Raw genomic sequence first — 14,693 nt, forward strand, 5'->3', positions numbered from 1 at the left:
GAACACAGCTTTGTTGCAGCACTAAATGACCTGTTTTTGTCCGAAATAACACATTGCTTAACAAATTTCTCATTAACCCGTGACGCTTTTTTCACGTAGCCTGAATCCACGCTTGTTTGGCGCGTCACTTCAGTTGCGCGTATTTCATCCACCCCGTAACGAGATCTTCCCATGTTAAAACTTGATGCTCAAACCACAGCTTTGGTATTGATTGATTTGCAAAAGGGTATTCTGCCTTACGCCGGCGGGCCTCACAGCGCCGAGAGCGTGGTGGCCAACGGAGCGCAACTGGCGGCACACTTTCGCTCACTGGGCGCACCGGTGATCCTGGTGCGCGTCGGTTGGTCAGAGACCTTTGCCGAAGCGCTGAAACAACCGGTGGATCAACCTTCCCCAGCCGGTGAGTTGCCTGCCAACTGGTGGGAATTCCCTGAATCGCTGGCGGTTAACGACGGCGACATTCTGGTGACCAAACGCCAATGGGGCGCATTTTACGGTACCGACCTTGATCTGCAACTGCGTCGTCGCGGCATTAAATCCGTCGTGCTGGGGGGGATTGCCACCAACATTGGCGTGGAATCAACCGCCCGCGCTGCCTGGGAGCACGGCTACGAGTTGGTGATCGCCGAAGACCTGTGCAGCGCACCTAACGCTGAAATGCACCAGTTCGCTTTCGACAACATCTTCCCGCGTCTGGCGCGCGTTCGCAGCACCCGCGAAATTCTTGCCGCCCTCAGCAAGTAACGTTAAGTTGTAAGGGCGCGGCATACTGCGCCCGCGTTTGACTGACAGGGAAAATTAAGGAAGATGCCAGCTTGATGTATATCGGACTCCCACAGTGGCAACACCCGGCCTGGAACCGTATCGGGCTGCGCGATCTGGCGGATTACAGCCGCTACTTTAACTGCGTGGAAGGCAATACCACCTTCTACGCGTTACCTAAACTGGAGATCGTTCAGCGCTGGCGCGACATGACCACTGATGATTTTCGCTTCTGTTTCAAATTCCCCGCCACCATCAGCCATAAGGCCGCACTACGCAACTGTGATGCCGATCTACAGGCGTTCTACCACTGTCTGAGCCCGGTGCATCAGCGCATCGGCCAGCTTTGGCTGCAACTGCCTGCCGCGTTTGGCCCGGCGGAATTACCGGCAATGTGGCAATTCTTTGATGCCTTGCCGAAAGAGTTCACCTACGGGGTGGAAGTTCGTCACCCGTCGTTTTTCGCCAAAGGTGAAGAGGAGCGGTTGTTAAATCAGGGGTTGCATCAGCGCGGCATCAATCGGGTGATCCTCGACAGTCGCCCGGTGCATCACGCCGCCCCCAACAGTGCAGCAGTTCGTGATGCTCAGCAGAAAAAACCCAAACTGCCGGTGCATGCGCTGGTCACCGCCAACAATCCGCTGGTGCGTTTTATCGGTGGCGATGTGTTGCAAGATAACCTGCGCTGGTTTGATGCCTGGCAACAAAAACTGCCTGCCTGGCAATCACAGCATCAGCCTTTCCTGTTTATCCATACGCCAGATAACGGCGATTCCCCCCAGCAGGCACAGAAAATTTGGCAGCAACTGCGCCAGGCTATTCCGAATTTACCGCCCCCGCCAGACTGGCCCGAGCAGGATGCACTGTTTTGACCTATTAATCTGACCAATAACATCAGATTTTTCCTCGCGACAGTGAATGCAATGGCGGCTATGATGCTGGCTGCCAGTTTTGGTTAGGGAATGGAGTTAAAAATGGTAAGCGCGCTTTATGTCGTGCTCGGCGCACTGTTGTTGATCAAACTATCTTATGACGTGGTTAGGCTAAGGATGCAATACCGTGTCGCTTACGGAGACGGCGGCTTTTACGAGCTACAAACCGCCATCCGCGTTCACGGCAATGCCGTAGAATACATTCCTATCGCCGCCGTTTTGCTGGTGATCATGGAGATGAACGGCGCTGAAGTGTGGATGATCCATATTTGTGGCCTGATGTTGATGGCCGGCCGTCTGGTGCATTATTACGGTTTACGCAATCGTGAAGTCCGCTGGCGTCGTTCCGGCATGACTGCCACCTACCTTTCGTTGGTGTTAATGGTGCTGGCCAATATTTTCTATCTGCCGTGGGATATTATTTTCAGCCTTCATTGATCCCCGCACGACCTCAGGCGGTTACGCCGCCTGCTTCCGCTGCTCTTTCTTGCCATTTTCTGTTAGCATATGCGCCTTCGAATTCTGAACTGATTTGCCGCCATGCCAAACCGCGATACTCTTTTTTCTGCCCCAATCGCCAAACTGGGCGACTGGACCTTCGACGAACGCGTCGCTGAAGTGTTCCCTGACATGATCCAGCGTTCCGTTCCCGGCTATTCCAATATCATTTCGATGATTGGCATGCTGGCCGAACGTTTCGTTCAGCCCGACAGCCAGGTCTATGACCTCGGATGTTCACTGGGCGCAGCAACGCTGTCGATGCGAAGGAATATCAAGGTGGCCGGGTGCAACATCATTGCCGTAGACAATTCCCCGGCGATGGTGGAACGCTGCCGCCGCCATATTGACGCCTTCCGCGCCGACACCCCGGTAGAAGTGATCGAGGCCGATATCCTCGATATCAACATCGAAAACGCCTCCATGGTGGTGCTTAACTTCACCCTGCAATTCCTCGAGCCGGCCGATCGCCTGCGCCTGCTGGAACAGGTTTACCGCGGGCTGCGTCCGGGTGGCGCGCTGGTGTTGTCGGAGAAATTCAGCTTTGAAGATACCGATGTCGGTGAGTTGCTGTTCAACATGCATCACGATTTCAAACGCGCCAACGGCTACAGCGAACTGGAAATCAGCCAAAAGCGCAGCATGCTGGAAAACGTCATGCTGACCGACTCCGTTGCCGCCCACAAGACCCGTCTGAAACAGGCCGGTTTTGAACATGCGGAAGTTTGGTTCCAGTGTTTTAACTTCGGTTCACTGATCGCCCTGAAATCAGGAGCTGCAGCATGATTGAGTTCGGTGATTTTTATCAGCGCATCGCGAAAAGCAACCTCAGCCACTGGCTGGATACTCTGCCCGCGCAGCTCAGCGCCTGGCAGCGAGAATCGCTGCACGGCAAGTTCAAACAGTGGTTTAACTCGGTTGAACACCTGCCGGCGCTGACGCCGACCCGCCTCGACCTGTTGGACGGCGTGCGTACCGAAATGGACCCACCGCTGTCACCGGGCCAGTTGGAAGGTATCGAAAAAATGCTGCGCACCATGATGCCGTGGCGTAAAGGGCCGTTCTCTTTGTATGGCATCGATATCGACACTGAATGGCATTCCGACTGGAAATGGGATCGCGTTTTACCACACATTTCACCGCTGGCCGGTCGTACTATTCTCGATGTCGGCTGCGGCAGCGGCTATCACCTGTGGCGCATGCTTGGCGCGGGTGCGCAGTTGGCGGTGGGCATCGACCCGATGCAGCTGTTCCTGTGTCAGTTCGAAGCGGTGCGTAAACTGCTGGGCGGCGATCAGCGCGCTCACCTGTTGCCACTCGGCATTGAACAACTGCCTGAACTGGCTGCCTTCGATACGGTATTTTCGATGGGCGTGCTGTATCACCGTCGCTCGCCGCTGGATCATCTGTACCAGTTGAAAAACCAGTTGGTTAACGAAGGCGAATTGGTATTGGAAACCCTGGTGATAGAAGGCGACCGTAATCAGGTCCTGGTGCCAGGCGACCGCTATGCGCAAATGCGTAACGTCTACTTTATTCCGTCAGCCGAAGCGCTGAAATGCTGGCTGGAGAAGTGCGGGTTCGTCGACGTGAAGATTGCCGACATGTGTGTGACCAGCACCGAAGAACAGCGCCGCACCGATTGGATGACCAGTGAGTCACTGGCCGAGTTCCTCGACCCTAACGACCCTGGCAAAACCATCGAAGGTTACCCCGCCCCGCTGCGTGCCGTGCTGGTGGCCCGGAAGCCTTAAGGCACAAAACAATCATCCCCGCTGGATTTGCATTCAACGGGGATGATGTTGTCAGTCAGTAAAGGGTTTGGCTAGGCGCTTTGCGCCAGCGGATCAACCAGCGCCAGCGAGTTTTTCATCGCCTCAACCATTTCACCATCCACGCAATAATGACTAAACTCATCAAACTCACTGTCTGAACACATGGTCACACCGGCTTTACGATAGCGCATGGTCGAAGGCACCGCATGACCGGATGAGCTGTGCAGTTCCTGAATGCCGATATCAACAAACTTATGCAGATTGCTCAGCCGCACACCGGCACCCGCCATAATCATCGGCCCCTCACTGGCCTGCAGCAGGTCACGTAGCAAGGGTAAACCCAGTTCTGCGTTTTGCTGTTGGCCGGAGGTCAGTATCCGCGCGACACCCAACTGAGTCAGTTGATCGAGCGCGACCATCGGGTTCTGGCACATGTCAAAAGCACGATGAAAAGTCACCGCCATATTGCCACTCAACCGCATCACTTCGCGCATGCGAGGCAGATCGATATGCCCTTCTTCATCCAGCATGCCAACCACCACACCGGCAAAACCCATATCGCGGATCTGTGCAATATCATGCTTGATTACGTCGAAATCCACCGCACCGTAGCAAAAATCTCCGCCACGTGGGCGAATGATAGGATGCACCGGCACGCTGACTCTGTCGCGCGCCAGGCGTAATGAGCCGTAGCTGGGTGTCAAACCGCCCTCACTCGGGCTGGCACACAATTCTATGCGATCGGCACCTGCCCGCTCAGCCGTCAGCGCGCAATCGACGCTATAGCAGCAAACTTCCAGTTTAATCATTGTCACCCCCAGATGACGGCTAACCTGCGACGGCAATTGTTAATTTTTCCATTTATCTCGTAGGCTGATACAAAGGTATAAACCTATACAGGGTAGTAACTATGGCATTCAATTTTGATCAATGGGTAGACCGTAGTCACAGTGACAGCGTTAAGTGGGATAAATATCGTGACCGCGACATCATTCCACTCTGGGTCGCCGATACCGATTTCCCGTCACCGCCGGCTATCATCGACGCATTACAGCAGCGCGTAGCGCATGCAGTATTCGGCTACAGTCATCCCTCCCCTGAACTCATCGAGGTTTTTACCCGCCGCATGCTAGAGCGCTACGGCTGGCGTATCAACCCCGAATGGCTGATTTTCCTGCCTGGAATGGTTTGCGGTCTTAATTTAAGCGTGCGCGCTTTTACCGCCGAAGGTGAAGGCACCCTGGCTCCGTCACCGATTTACCCCCCGTTTCGCAAGGCGGCAAAATTCGCAGGTCGCTCACAGCTGTCGGTGCCCTTAACCCTGCACCACCGTCGCTGGCTGTTGGACTTCAATGCCATCGCCGGTCAGCTCAATGGCAAAGAGAAATTACTGTTGTTGTGCAATCCGCAAAACCCGGGTGGAACCGTCTACCGCAAACAGGAGCTATTGCAGCAGCTAGCGTTTGCCCAGGCCCATGGGTTGATGGTCTGTTCGGATGAAATTCATTGCGACCTGTTGCTTGAACCTGGCTGCGAACACATCCCCTTTGCTACCTTGAATGAAGACGCTGCCCAGCGCAGCATCACGCTGATGTCGCCGTCGAAAACCTTCAACATTGCCGGGCTGGGCGCCTCGATGGCGATTATTCCCAACCCAGAGTTACGGCAAAAGCTGGTTCGTGCGCGCAGTGGCATCGTGCCGGAGGTCGACGTGCTGGCACTGGTTGCCGCACAGGCCGCCTACCAGCATGGACAAGCCTGGCTGGACGCGCTGTTGATATATCTGCGCGCCAACCGTGATTTGGTGACCGAACGTATTAATGCCATGCCCGGTCTGTTGCTACAGCCCATCGAAGCGACCTATCTGGCCTGGATCGACTGCAGCCAACTGGCGGTCGATAACCCACACGCCTTCTTTGAGCAGGCCGGAGTCGGTTTAAGTCCGGGGCTGGATTTTGGCAACCGACGCTTTGTCCGCTTAAATTTCGGTTGTCGGCGCGAGTTGTTGCTCCAGGCGCTGGATCGCATGACGCTGGCAACCCAGGCGCTGATGCCAAATTAGGCTTGTTCGCTGGCGACAATGTCCCGGATCGAATAAGGATGAAATTTAATGGTCACCGTACCGTCGGTGATCGCCAGGGTTGGGTTCGGCAAACGTTCGCCCTCGCCCTGCGGAGAGCTCTGTTTCAATTTAATCCCGGGTGCCAGCAGCGCCTCATCAGGCAAATGACTCAATGCCCGCGCATACAAGGTGGCCGGTTCGCCGCTCAGCACCAGTTCCACATGTTCCCAACCCTCATGCGGATAACGTTTATCGCCGGGATAAGGCAGCTCCACGCAGTCAATCAGCCAGGGTCCAACCTCAAGCGGCTGTTGGAGATCAAACAAACAAATCGGACGACCATTAATCATCGACTCTGACAACAGTGAGCCACACTGCTGCAACCCCTGCCGCCAGCGATCGGCCGTGGTGTTTTGGTGACAACGTACCGAAATATGATCGGCCGTAAACTGGGACAAATCCAAGTGTAGTTTTTCGGCAAACCGGCTCAACGCCAGTTCAAAGCGTGGCAGGTCCAGCGCTAAGTCATTCAGTTCGGCAATCGCCGGGAAGGTGGTCATAGGATCCTCGCAACTACGGAAAGCGGTTTTCAGGGGGGGTAATTTACACGCCTGAGGCGTAGCTATCCACTCGGCTGATGGGGAAAGTGGCCATTTCCTGGTTCAAATTTCCACGCCAGATTAAATCTGCCATTCATTTGTCATAAAAAGCACAAAAGAATAATTTCCTCGGCTTTTATTACACTTTGGCTTAGCCTTTCCTGGTTTTTAATTCATGAAAATAGTTGCAGCATAAGTTTATAGCTTTTTCTTATGACTGGCATGTTGAAGGTATTACTAACTTATTAAGTAAGTCAATTCACGCCATCCGTTACTTACAAAAGCTTAAGAAATAGTTAACCTCCTAACGAGAAAAATGGAGCCAGACTCAAACAAAAATACCAACAGACTGTTTTTACATCACTTTATTAATCACCACACCTGAGAATCTTCCTAAACAGAAGCGACGTAATTGCTTGAAAATATCAATTGAGCTACTTTAGTGAAAATTGAGTTAGAGATAATCACTTATGTTCCTTTTAATAGTTTCTTTGCTATTGGTAGTCATTGCTGCCTATGCGATATATCGCCACTTTAAATCGCGTCGCAATAACACGCTGGACGCTGGCCGTCGAAAGAAAAAACACTAACCTCGCTGATTCCATTTTATCCCATTCATGTCTTTTCTCGTATGCACCCCACATTGCCATCTGCATTTTTCACTCATAGCCGGCGGGCATTTATGAACCCCGACTTTCACCTAATCCCCCCGCGTCAACTGCTGACGTAACCCATCAGATCGGTTACAATTACAGGCTGTTTTGTGGTGGGCCGCCGTCTTGACGCGCAGCCAGAAAACCACCTTTGAATCCCGCAGGGGCATGGCACACGGCCCCTCGTTCGTCATTAAGGTAACCCGGTGAATATTCAGGTTCTTCTTTCAGATAAAGTCAGCCAGGCGCTGATTGCCGCAGGCGCACCCGCCGATTGCGAAGCCCAGGTCCGTCAGTCCGCAAAAGCGCAGTTTGGCGACTATCAGGCCAATGGCGTGATGTCCGTTGCCAAGAAACTTGGCATGCCACCGCGCCAGTTGGCGGAAAAAGTGGTGCAACTGCTTGATCTCGGCGACGTCGCCAGCAAAGTAGAAATCGCCGGTCCCGGCTTTATCAATATCTTCCTGAACAGTTCATGGGTCGCGCAGCAAGCCGATCGCGTGCTGAGCGCCCCCAAACTGGATATTGCCCCGGTTAAACAACAAACCATCGTTATTGACTACTCTGCCCCTAACGTGGCGAAAGAAATGCACGTCGGCCACCTGCGTTCCACCATCATCGGTGACGCCGCCGCACGTACCCAGGAGTTCCTGGGCCATAAAGTGATCCGCGCCAACCACGTCGGCGACTGGGGTACCCAGTTCGGCATGTTGATCGCCTATCTGGAAAAAATGCAGAATGAAAACGCCAGCAATATGGACTTGTCCGATCTGGAACAGTTCTATCGTGAAGCGAAGAAGCACTACGATGAAAACGCCGATTTTGCCGAACGCGCTCGCGCCTATGTGGTGAAGCTGCAAGGCGGCGATCAATATTGCCTGAAGATGTGGCGCAAGCTGGTCGACATCACCATGGCGCAAAATCAACTGACCTATAACCGTCTGAACGTCACCCTGACCGAAGACGACGTGATGGGTGAAAGCCTGTACAACGCGATGCTGCCAGGCATCGTTGCCGATCTCAAGGCTAAAGGCCTGGCGGTGGAAAGCGAAGGCGCTACCGTGGTCTTCCTCGACGAATACAAGAACAAAGACGGCGATCCAATGGGCGTCATCATCCAGAAAAAGGATGGCGGCTACCTGTACACCACCACCGATATCGCCTGTGCCAAATACCGTTATGAAACGCTGGGCGCCGATCGCGTGCTGTATTACATCGATTCGCGTCAGCACCAACACCTGATGCAGGCCTGGACCATCGTGCGCAAAGCCGGCTACATCCCGGACAGCCTGTCGCTGGAACACCACATGTTCGGCATGATGCTGGGTAAAGACGGCAAGCCGTTCAAAACCCGCTCAGGCGGTACGGTGAAACTGTCCGATCTGCTGGATGAAGCTGTGGATCGCGCCGGTAAACTGATTGCCGAGAAAAACCCGGACATGCCGGCGGAAGAAATGCAAAGCCTGGCCAATGCCGTGGGTATCGGTGCGGTTAAATACGCCGACCTGTCAAAAAGCCGTACTACCGATTACATCTTCGATTGGGACAACATGCTGGCGTTTGAGGGCAATACCGCACCTTATATGCAGTATGCCTATACCCGCGTGGCCTCCGTATTTAAGCGCGCAGGGATTGACGAAAGCAATCTGACCCTGCCGTTGGTAATGACCGAAGAGCGTGAAATCACTCTGGCGACCCGTCTGCTGCAGTTTGAAGAAGTGATCACCACCGTGGCGCGCGAAGGCACTCCGCACGTGATGTGTAGCTACCTGTACGACCTCGCGGGCCTGTTCTCCGGCTTCTACGAACACTGCCAGATCCTGAATGCGGACAGTGAAGAAGCACGTCAGAGCCGCCTGAAGCTGGCGCTGCTGACCGCCAAAACGCTGAAAGCGGGTCTGGATACGCTGGGTATCGAAACCGTCGAACGTATGTAAGCCATCAAGGCTGAATACGAAAAAGGGTCGCCGAGAGGCGACCCTTTTTACTGTATTGGTGACAGGGATATCCGTTTATGCCACCCGACGGGCAAAGTCGCGAGGGCGGAAGCCCAAACCGCCCAACACGCCAAAGTAAGCTACCACGCCGGTGACCACCACCAACGCCAGACGCAGCAAACGCTCCAGCATATTGCCCTGATCCCAGGCCGGCATCAGCCACATCACACCCACCAGCACTACCGACATCACAATCACCGCGATCACCAGCTTGGTCAGGAACATCGCCCAACCCGGTTGTGGGTGGAAAATCTTCTGCTTACGCAACTGCCAGTACAGCAGCGAGGCGTTAATACAGGCCCCGAGACCGATCGACAGCGACAGCCCGGCATGTTTCAACGGCCCGATAAACATCAGGTTCATCACCTGAGTCAAAATCAACGTGATAATGGCAATTTTAACCGGCGTTTTAATGTCCTGGCGCGAATAGAACCCGGGTGCCAACACCTTGACCACGATCAGCCCCATCAGCCCGACCGAATAGGCCACCAGCGCACGCTGAGTCATGGCAGCGTCAAAGGCGCTGAATTTGCCATACTGGAACAGCGAAACGGTCAGCGGCTTGGCCAAAATACCCAGAGCAATCGCACTCGGCAGCGCCAGCAGGAAGCACAGGCGCAGGCCCCAATCCATCAGGCGTGAATACTCGTCGTGGTTACCACTGGAGAAACTTTTCGCCAGTGACGGCAACAGAATAGTCCCCAGTGCCACGCCCAGCACGCCGGAAGGAAACTCCATCAAACGGTCGGCATAGTACATCCAGGAAACCGAACCTGAAACCAGGAACGAGGCGAAAATGGTATTGATAATCAGTGAAATCTGGCTAACCGAAACGCCAAAAATCGCCGGTCCCATCTGACGCATCACGCGCCATACGCCGGCATCGCCAAGTTTGATGCGCGGCAGCACCAACATGCCGATCTTCTTCAGGTGCGGAAGCTGGTAACCCAGTTGCAGTACCCCACCAACCACCACCGCCCAGGCCAGCGCCATCACCGGTGGATTGAAGTAAGGGGCGGCAAACAGCGCAAAACCGATCATGCTGACGTTCAACAACGTCGGCGCAAACGCCGGGATCGAAAAACGGTTCCAGGTATTGAGGATCGAGCCGACCAGCGAGGCCAGCGATATCAACAAAATATAGGGAAAGGTGACGCGCAACAGCGACGACGTCAGGGCAAACTTGTCCGGCGAATCGGCAAAGCCCGGAGCCGTAATGTAGATAACCCAGGGCGCGGCCAACATGCCCAACACCGTCACCAGCGCCAATATCAGCGTCAACAGCCCGGATACATAGGAGATAAAGGTCCGCGTCGCCTCTTCACCCTGCTGGTTTTTATATTCGGCCAGGATCGGCACAAACGCCTGCGAAAATGCCCCCTCGGCAAAAATACGCCGCAGCAGATTGGGCAGCTTGAACGCCACGAAGAAGGCATCTGTTGCCATACCGGCGCCAAATACCCGCGCCACGATCGCGTCACGGGCAAAGCCCAGCACCCGCGAAAACATCGTCATAGAGCTGACGGCGGCCAATGATTTTAGTAGGTTCATGTGGTTTTTCTGATGTGCCCTGTAAATGTCGACGCCTGCATCAGCAGGCGTCAGTAAAACTATCGGCTAAGTTTACCCGTCCACGGCAGAATAGCTACTGCCATATGTTACATGGGGTTACCTTATAAACCGGCATCACGCAGCAGTTTTTCAATCACCCTTTGGGCGGAAATTGCCTGCTCGCTGGCGGTTTCCGGCACCGTCTGATTGCTGACAGCAGCAATGAAATGGCGGATCGCGCCGTCAAAGCCGCGCTGTGCCAACGTGGTTTGCCAGCCTGGCGCCGGTTGCTCCAGTACGCCTTGTGAGTCTTCCCGCAACCACTGGCGCATATCGTTCAACTGATAGACCGCACCATCGGTTACCGCCTGCACGCTTTCACGCTGACTGCCGGCCCGGCGATGCATACTGGTGGTGACCAGCGTTTCACCGCACGCAAAATGATGCTCGGCATAGATCAACTCACCGGCATCCGTAGCACGCAGGCTACCGCTGAGCAATTTCCCCGCATCACCACCCAGCCACAGCGCGGTATCCACCACGTGCAGATAATCATCCAGCAGGGTAAAACGCAGGCCGTTTGGCCCGACGCTGTCGGCGCGATGTTTGTCCATGCGAATCGACGCCGGTTGCTGCATCTGTTGCTTTAACTGACGATACAGTGGCGCAAAACGACGGTTAAACCCCACCATCAGCGTTTTGCCCTGCTTTTCCGCCAGCGCGATCAACTGTTCGCCCTGCTCTACCGTCTCCGCCAGCGGCTTGTCGACATAAACGTGGACGCCCAAACGTAGCAACTCCTCGATCACCTGAAAATGACTGGCGGTGCTGCTGTGCACGAATACCGCATCACACTGCTGTGCCAGGCTGTCCAGCCGCGAAAAACAGGTCATGCGATAGCTGTCACAAACCGGCTGCGCCTTTTGCTGATTAGGCGAAAATCCGCCGACCAGCGTCCAGTCCGCCGCCTGGCTGAGGATCGGCAAATAGGCTTTTTGCGCAATACCACCCAGCCCAACCACACCAATGCGTAATTTACTCATCCGTCCCCCGGGCCAATAGCGCCTGCAGTTGTTGCTTGAGCTGCGCCACTTCGTTTTCCAGTGCGCTCACTCGCTCGTTCAATTCGGCGTCATTGGCCGGGAGTGCTTCTGCCGGTGCCTCGTCAATTTGGCCACTGAACAGATGCATAAATCGGCTTTCGCGCTTACCCGGCTCCCGCGCCAACCGCACCACAAAGGGCCCATCCTCACGAGCACTCAGGTTCGCCAGCACCTGCTCCACTTCGGTAACGTCATTAAATTCATGCATGCGATTGGTACGGGTGCGCAGTTCACCGGGCGTTTGCGCGCCACGCAGCAGCAAGGTGGCAATCACTGCCAACTCGGCAGCAGACAGCTTTAGCTGACCAAACTCCGAATTGCAGAAGCGGTGCTCATACTTGACCACCCGATTGCCGAAGCCGCTCAAGGTGCGCAGAAAATGTTTCTTCAGCAGCAGGTCGAGGATCTGCTGAACTTCGCTTTCCGTCAGTTCCATCACCGGCTCGCGGTTGGTTTTCTGGTTGCAGGCAAGCTGAATGCCATTGAGGGAAAGGGGATACTGGTCCGGCGTGGTGACCTGCTTTTCCAACAGGCAGCCAATCACCCTGGCTTCTTTAGCGTTTAATTCATATTTCATTATTTGGCCTTAGCGTGGCGGTAGCCATTCTTTATTGGTTAATGCCGTCAGTACGTGATCCTGCCACTGCCCGTCGATCAGCAGATAGTCCTTGGCATAACCTTCACGTTCAAATCCCAGGCGGGTCAGCAATGCGCCGCTGCGCTGATTGTGCGGCATATAGTTGGCCATAATGCGGTGCATTCGCTGCTGACGCACCATATAACGGATAGCGGACTGCAGCGCTTCATACATCAGCCCTTGCCCCTGCCATTTTTCGGCCAGCGAATAGCCGAGGAAACAGGCATGGAACGAACCGCGCAGCACGTTGCTGAAGTTGGCCACGCCCTGCACTTCATGTTCTTCCGGATCGAGCAGGATAAAGTAGTAGGCGCTGCCCTGCTTTTGCATTTCGGTGATCATCCCCAGCCGCGCCTGCCAGCCGGAAGGATAACAATGGCTTTCATCCCGTACCGGCTCCCAGGGTTTGAGGAAGGCTCGGTTTTCGGCATAGTATTCGGCCAGCCGGTAGGCATCGCGTTCATGGACTAAACGGACAACCAGTCGGTCGGTGGTGAGGCGTACTTTTGGTGATGCAGAGCGATAGCCAAACATCATTTCCCCCGCGGTCAGAACGGTTCGATAAGAAGTATTTATTGGGCGCACGTCCGGATATTCATCCTGCGACGAACCTATCCTGAGCCATTATTTCTCAAACACCGGCGCAGAACCGCACTTACCCTCATTTAATATAACCGCAGCCTGCCCCGCAGGTAAAACTCCGGCCGCTCAGTAAATAAGCGATTAGTCATTTTACGGCTATTTTCGTGCTGTTTTGCTGTTCAGCCAACATATTGACGATAAAAAAATATTATCTACCTCGCCCCTATCGGCAACCCGGGATTGGGTACAAACTAGAGCAGTCGCACTCCTCCCCCCCCCCTTTAATTGCTCGTGGTGAAGCATGTCTCTGGTATCGCAAGCTCGGAGCTTGGGTAAATATTTTTTATTACTCGATAACCTGTTAGTGGTTTTAGGCTTTTTTGTGGTTTTCCCGCTTATTTCGATTCGCTTTGTCGATCAGCTTGGCTGGGCGGCCGTGGTGGTCGGTGCCGCACTGGGTTTGCGACAATTGATCCAGCAAGGATTGGGCATCTTCGGCGGGGCGATAGCCGATCGATTCGGCGCTAAACCGATGATTGTCACCGGTATGCTGATGCGTGCCGCCGGTTTCGCCACCATGGCAATGGCCGATCAACCCTGGCTACTGTGGTTCTCCTGTGCCCTTTCTGCCCTCGGCGGCACGCTGTTTGACCCACCTCGCACCGCCCTGGTGATTAAGCTCACCCGTCCACACGAGCGCGGCCGTTTCTATTCTCTGTTGATGATGCAGGACAGTGCCGGCGCGGTGATTGGCGCTCTGATCGGCAGTTGGCTGCTGCAATATGATTTCCACTTTGTCTGTTGGGTCGGTGCGGGTATTTTCGTGCTGGCGGCAGGCTGGAACGCGTGGCTGCTGCCGGCCTACCGTATTTCTACCGTTCGTACCCCAATGAAAGAAGGCATGATGCGCGTCTTGCGCGATCGGCGTTTCCTGACCTACGTATTGACCCTTACCGGCTACTACATGCTGTCGGTACAGGTGATGCTGATGCTGCCGATCGTGGTTAATGAAATCGCCGGTTCACCCGCGGCGGTAAAATGGATGTATGCCATTGAGGCCGCGCTGTCGCTGTCATTGCTCTACCCGTTGGCACGCTGGAGCGAAAAACGTTTCCGGCTGGAACAGCGGTTAATGGCGGGCCTGCTGCTGATGACCCTCAGCCTGATGCCGGTCGGGCTGGCGACCAGCCTGCAGAGCGTCTTCACCCTGATTTGCTGTTTCTATCTCGGCTCGATCATCGCCGAACCGGCGCGTGAAACCCTCAGCGCCTCGCTGGCCGATCCACGCGCACGCGGCAGTTATATGGGATTCAGTCGCCTGGGGCTGGCATTGGGCGGCGCATTGGGTTATACCGGCGGCGGTTGGATGTACGACACCGGCCATGCGATGAACATGCCGGAACTGCCGTGGATCCTGCTCGGTATCGTGGGCTTTATTACCCTGTTCGCACTTTATTGGCAGTTCAATCCGCGCAGTAGCGCACCGGCAATTGCTCCCGGAGGCTAAGGTTTTTCTCTAAGTTGCCAGAAAATCAGCCGAAT

The 14,693-nt window shown here is 54.7% G+C and carries 14 protein-coding genes; 8 read left to right on the forward strand and 6 right to left on the reverse strand.

From position 1 onward, the window contains the following. The first annotated feature begins 171 nt into the window (after positions 1 to 171). From NHG65_RS14990 to cmoB, 5 genes are all read left to right on the forward strand, one after another. Positions 172 to 744, forward strand: a complete 573-nt coding sequence (locus NHG65_RS14990) for a hydrolase (RefSeq protein WP_207979111.1) — start codon at positions 172 to 174, stop codon at positions 742 to 744. Between the two features lie 74 nt (positions 745 to 818). Further along, positions 819 to 1,634, forward strand: coding sequence for a DUF72 domain-containing protein (locus tag NHG65_RS14995; protein WP_176979423.1), 816 nt, complete (start codon positions 819 to 821; stop codon positions 1,632 to 1,634). 102 nt (positions 1,635 to 1,736) lie between these two features. Further along, a complete protein-coding gene (locus NHG65_RS15000; protein WP_099064274.1) occupies positions 1,737 to 2,132 on the forward strand; it encodes an MAPEG family protein in 396 nt (131 codons plus the stop codon). 102 nt (positions 2,133 to 2,234) lie between these two features. Next, positions 2,235 to 2,978 carry a carboxy-S-adenosyl-L-methionine synthase CmoA gene (cmoA, locus tag NHG65_RS15005; protein ID WP_099064275.1) on the forward strand — a complete coding sequence of 248 codons (744 nt, stop codon included), beginning with the start codon at positions 2,235 to 2,237 and terminating at the stop codon, positions 2,976 to 2,978. Continuing rightward, complete coding sequence (cmoB, locus tag NHG65_RS15010) at positions 2,975 to 3,946, forward strand: tRNA 5-methoxyuridine(34)/uridine 5-oxyacetic acid(34) synthase CmoB (protein WP_099064276.1); 972 nt, start codon at positions 2,975 to 2,977, stop codon at positions 3,944 to 3,946. Before cmoA ends, cmoB begins: the two co-directional genes overlap by 4 nt. 71 nt (positions 3,947 to 4,017) lie before the next feature. Here cmoB and cutC read toward each other — a convergent pair whose 3' ends face one another. Further along, positions 4,018 to 4,776, reverse strand: a complete 759-nt coding sequence (cutC, locus tag NHG65_RS15015) for a copper homeostasis protein CutC (protein WP_099064277.1) — start codon at positions 4,774 to 4,776, stop codon at positions 4,018 to 4,020. A 101-nt stretch (positions 4,777 to 4,877) separates the two neighbouring features. Here cutC and NHG65_RS15020 point away from each other — a divergent pair, with 101 nt between their 5' ends. Beyond that, positions 4,878 to 6,029, forward strand: a complete 1,152-nt coding sequence (locus tag NHG65_RS15020; protein ID WP_499182346.1) for a MalY/PatB family protein — start codon at positions 4,878 to 4,880, stop codon at positions 6,027 to 6,029. Here the strand turns inward: NHG65_RS15020 and NHG65_RS15025 are convergent. Continuing rightward, positions 6,026 to 6,589, reverse strand: a complete 564-nt coding sequence (locus NHG65_RS15025; RefSeq protein ID WP_099064279.1) for a VOC family protein — start codon at positions 6,587 to 6,589, stop codon at positions 6,026 to 6,028. The two genes, NHG65_RS15020 and NHG65_RS15025, sit on opposite strands and share 4 nt — an antisense overlap. Before the next feature lie 898 nt (positions 6,590 to 7,487). Here NHG65_RS15025 and argS point away from each other — a divergent pair. Then, positions 7,488 to 9,218, forward strand: coding sequence for an arginine--tRNA ligase (gene argS, locus NHG65_RS15030; RefSeq protein WP_499182347.1), 1,731 nt, complete (start codon positions 7,488 to 7,490; stop codon positions 9,216 to 9,218). Positions 9,219 to 9,293: 75 nt separating this feature from the next. Here the strand turns inward: argS and murJ are convergent, their stop codons facing one another. From murJ to rimJ, 4 genes are all read right to left on the reverse strand, one after another. Then, complete coding sequence (gene murJ, locus NHG65_RS15035; RefSeq protein ID WP_099064281.1) at positions 9,294 to 10,829, reverse strand: murein biosynthesis integral membrane protein MurJ; 1,536 nt, start codon at positions 10,827 to 10,829, stop codon at positions 9,294 to 9,296. 122 nt (positions 10,830 to 10,951) lie between these two features. Next, complete coding sequence (locus NHG65_RS15040; RefSeq protein WP_499182348.1) at positions 10,952 to 11,872, reverse strand: Gfo/Idh/MocA family protein; 921 nt, start codon at positions 11,870 to 11,872, stop codon at positions 10,952 to 10,954. Next, a complete protein-coding gene (locus NHG65_RS15045; protein ID WP_099064283.1) occupies positions 11,865 to 12,509 on the reverse strand; it encodes a YceH family protein in 645 nt (214 codons plus the stop codon). Before NHG65_RS15045 ends, NHG65_RS15040 begins: the two co-directional genes overlap by 8 nt. Before the next feature lie 9 nt (positions 12,510 to 12,518). After that, a complete protein-coding gene (rimJ, locus tag NHG65_RS15050) occupies positions 12,519 to 13,103 on the reverse strand; it encodes a ribosomal protein S5-alanine N-acetyltransferase (RefSeq protein ID WP_085117187.1) in 585 nt (194 codons plus the stop codon). Positions 13,104 to 13,452: 349 nt separating this feature from the next. Between rimJ and mdtH the strand changes: the two genes are divergently transcribed. After that, the gene (gene mdtH, locus NHG65_RS15055; protein WP_099064284.1) at positions 13,453 to 14,658 is read left to right on the forward strand and encodes a multidrug efflux MFS transporter MdtH; all 1,206 of its coding nucleotides are present in this window, start codon (positions 13,453 to 13,455) and stop codon (positions 14,656 to 14,658) included. Positions 14,659 to 14,693 lie beyond the last annotated feature (35 nt).

It is taken from the genome of Serratia myotis (assembly GCF_027474885.1).
Lineage (GTDB): Bacteria > Pseudomonadota > Gammaproteobacteria > Enterobacterales > Enterobacteriaceae > Serratia > Serratia proteamaculans.